This is a genomic window from bacterium (genome assembly GCA_030654305.1).
Classification (GTDB): Bacteria; Krumholzibacteriota; Krumholzibacteriia; order LZORAL124-64-63; family LZORAL124-64-63; genus PNOJ01.
In genome coordinates this window covers 1-3,170 of record JAURXS010000493.1, presented here as the reverse complement: position 1 = coordinate 3,170, position 3,170 = coordinate 1, and the positions used below count along the sequence as shown (strand labels likewise).

The 3,170-nt window shown below is 72.5% G+C and carries 4 protein-coding genes; all 4 read left to right on the top strand.

Features of this window, described 5'->3' with window-relative positions:
- On the top strand, positions 1-770 hold a 770-nt coding region (locus Q7W29_14140; protein MDO9172962.1), incomplete at its 5' end, for a YicC/YloC family endoribonuclease.
- A gap of 7 nt (positions 771-777) precedes the next feature.
- Positions 778-1,389 carry a guanylate kinase gene (gene gmk / locus Q7W29_14135; GenBank protein MDO9172961.1) on the top strand — a complete coding sequence of 204 codons (612 nt, stop codon included), beginning with the start codon at positions 778-780 and terminating at the stop codon, positions 1,387-1,389.
- Positions 1,390-1,507: 118 nt separating this feature from the next.
- On the top strand, positions 1,508-1,747 hold the full coding sequence (locus Q7W29_14130; protein MDO9172960.1) for a DNA-directed RNA polymerase subunit omega: 240 nt from the start codon (positions 1,508-1,510) through the stop codon (positions 1,745-1,747).
- Positions 1,748-1,750: 3 nt separating this feature from the next.
- A complete protein-coding gene (coaBC, locus tag Q7W29_14125; protein MDO9172959.1) occupies positions 1,751-2,998 on the top strand; it encodes a bifunctional phosphopantothenoylcysteine decarboxylase/phosphopantothenate--cysteine ligase CoaBC in 1,248 nt (415 codons plus the stop codon).
- Positions 2,999-3,170: the final 172 nt, after the last annotated feature.

Genomic DNA, 3,170 nt, shown 5'->3' with positions numbered 1-3,170 from the left:
CGTCGGCCCTGGCCTTCTGCGAGCTCGACATCCGCGAGGTCCTGAAGAACCGCGTCGCGCGCGGCCGCGTCAGCTGCACCCTGACGCTGGAGCGTGGGACTGCGGCGACCGTTTCCGCCCTGCAGCCAGCGCGCGTCGAGGCCGGGCTGTCCGCCCTGAACGCCATGGCCGACGCCGTCGCCGCCCGCGGTCTGCCCCGGCCGGAGATCCGGCTCGAGCACCTGCTGGCCCTGCCCGGCCTGTTCGACGGAGGCCAGCCGGAGGACGACCGCGAGGCCCTGCAGGCGGCCGTGACGGCCGCCCTCGACCTGGCCATCGCCGGTCTCGAGGCGATGAAGCGCAAGGAGGGCGACGAGACCGCCGCCGAGATGCGCGCGCGGACCGTGGCCATCGACCGCCACCTCGGCACGGTGGGCGCCCTGGTGCCCGGCGCCCTCGAGGAGGCGCAGAACCGGCTGCGCGAGCGGCTGGCCCAGCTGCTGGGCGACGCCATCGACCCGCAGCGCCTGGCCCAGGAGGCGGCGATCCTCGTGGACAAGGGCAACATCAACGAGGAGTGCGAGCGCCTCGCCAGCCACCTCGAGCAGGTGCGCGAGGCCCTGGCCGAGGGCGGCCAGGTGGCCAAGCGCCTGAACTTCCTGTTCCAGGAGATGCACCGCGAGGTCAACACCATGGGTTCCAAGACCCAGAACCTCGAGATCACGCGCGCGGTGATCGCCATGAAGGAAGAGATCGAGACCCTGCGCGAACAGGTCCAGAACCTGGAGTGACCCGGCGATGATCCTGCTGATCAGCGGCCCGAGCGGCGCGGGCAAGACCACCTTCGTGCGGGCCCTGCTCGCCGAGGACCCGCGCGTGCGCTTCTCGGTGTCGACCACCACGCGCCCGATCCGCTCCGGGGAGCGGGAGGGCGTCGACTACCACTACGTCGACGACGCCGAGTTCGACCTGCTCGTCGCCGCCGGCGCCTTCGTGGAGTGGGCGCACGTGCACGACCGCCGCTACGGCACCCGCCGCGACCACATCCAGGCCATGATCGACCGCGGCGAGGTGCCCCTGCTCGACCTGGACGTCCAGGGCGGCAAGAACGTGATCGACCTGTACGGAGACGATCTCGTTTCGGTGTTCGTGTTCCCGCCCTCCTGGGACGCTCTGGAGGCGCGCCTGCGCTCCCGGGCCACCGACGGGCCCGAGGTCATCGCCACCCGCCTGCGCAACGCCCGCTGGGAAGTGGGCTACGCGTCCCACTACCGCTACTGGATCGTGAACGCCGACCTCACCGAAGCCCTGCGGCGCATGTCGGCGATCCTGACCGCCGAGCAGTGCCGGCGTGAGCGCTTCCGGGAGCCGCCGCTGGTGCCGACGCTGGAACCGCCTGTCGGACAGTGAGTTGGAGAATATTTGTTGATGCCGGCCCGGAACGGGGTTACATTGCTCCGTTCGCGCTCCGCCGGCGGTTGCAGCGCCCCCGGTCCCCGTCGACATGGATCTTCCACCGAGGTGTCCGATGACCTACATCCAGCGCAAGGATGTCACCAACAGGATCCCGAACAAGTTCGAAGCCATCAGGATCGTCGCCCTCGAGGCGCGCCGTCTGAACGACCGGGCCCGCGCGGTGAGCGCGAACCTGCCCGGCAAGCTGACGACCATCGCGGTCCAGCGCCTGATCGACGGCAAGATCCTCTACTACGACAAGCGTGAGCGCGCTGCCGCCGCCCTCAAGGAGCGGGAGAGCGGACAGGAGTAGGCCATGACCCGGTCGCGCGTCCTGCTGCTGGTGACCGGCGGCATCGCCGCCTACAAGAGCTGCCTGTTGGCCCGCCTGCTCGTGCAGGCGGGCTTTTCCGTGCGCGTGGCCATGACCGGCGCGGCGCAGCGTTTCGTGGGCCCGACCACGTTCCGCGCGCTCACCGGCCACGGCGTCGCCACCGACCTGTGGGGCGAGGGCGACACCGACCCGCTGGACCACGTGGAGCTGGCCCGCTGGGCCGACATCGCGGTGGTCGCCCCGGCCACGGCCAACCTGCTGGGCAAGGCCGCCGGCGGCATCGCCGACGACATCGTGACCACCCTGCTGCTGGCCTGCGAGCGCGACCTGGTCCTGGCCCCGGCGATGAACGACGCCATGTGGCGCCACCCCGCCGTGCAGGCCAACCTCGCCACGCTGCGCGGGCGGGGGGCCCACGTCGTGGATCCCGGCCGCGGCTGGCTGGCCTGCGGCACGGTCGCCGAGGGGCGGATGGCCGAACCCGAGGAGATCTTCGCGCGGATCTGCGAGCTGGACGACGCCCTGCCGTCCCGACCCGACGGCGCGCCGGCGTCGCCGCTCGCCGGCTGCCGCCTGCTGGTGACGGCCGGTCCCACGCGCGAGCCGCTCGACGCGGTGCGCTTCGTCGGCAACCGCTCGACCGGGGCGATGGGCTTCGCGCTGGCGCGGCAGGCCGCCGGGCTGGGCGCCGAGGTGACCCTGATCCACGGTCCGGTGCCGTCGCCGCCCCCGCGCGGGATCGGGGTCGTGGTGCCGGTGGAGACGGCCGCCCAGATGGCCGCCGCGGTGCGCGCGCACCTGCCGCGCGCCGACGCCCTGATCATGGCCGCGGCCGTCGCCGACTTCACGCCCGAGAGCGTGGGCCGCGGCAAGCTGAAGAAGGAATCGCTCGGCACGTCCTGGTGCGTGAACATGACCCGCACGACCGACATCCTGGCCGACATCGTCCACGTCGAACGGCCCGCCGGCCTGAAGGTCGTCGGCTTCGCGCTCGAGACCGAGAACCTGCTCGAGCGCGCCAGGGCCAAGCTGCACGCCAAGGGCATGGACGCCGTGATCGCCAACGACCCGATCGCCGACGGCACCTTCGGCGAAGGGCTGCATCGCGTCACGCTGATCAACGCCGACGGCGGCAGCGAGACGATCGGACCGCTGGACAAGCGTGAGCTCGCCGCCGAACTGCTGCGGCGGCTCGTGCCGCTGCTGAGCCCCGCCGGGAGCGACGCATGACGCAGGACAGCCCCGAGCGCCTGGCCGCCGACCTGGCCCGCTACCTCGTCCAGCAGCAGCAGGACGGGACCGCCTGGTACTACGACGAAGGGCCCGTCGCCGCGGCCGCGACGACCCCCCGGGCCGAGGCTCCCTCGCTCCCCGCGGAAGTCGCGACGCCCGACGCGCTGCG

What these genes read in the sequence shown, in the direction of transcription:
- gmk (MDO9172961.1), top strand. Translation starts at nt 778, where the DNA reads ATGATCCTGCTGATCAGCGGCCCGAGCGGCGCGGGCAAGACCACCTTC.
- Q7W29_14130 (MDO9172960.1), top strand. Translation starts at nt 1,508, where the DNA reads ATGACCTACATCCAGCGCAAGGATGTCACCAACAGGATCCCGAACAAG.
- coaBC (MDO9172959.1), top strand. Translation starts at nt 1,751, where the DNA reads ATGACCCGGTCGCGCGTCCTGCTGCTGGTGACCGGCGGCATCGCCGCC.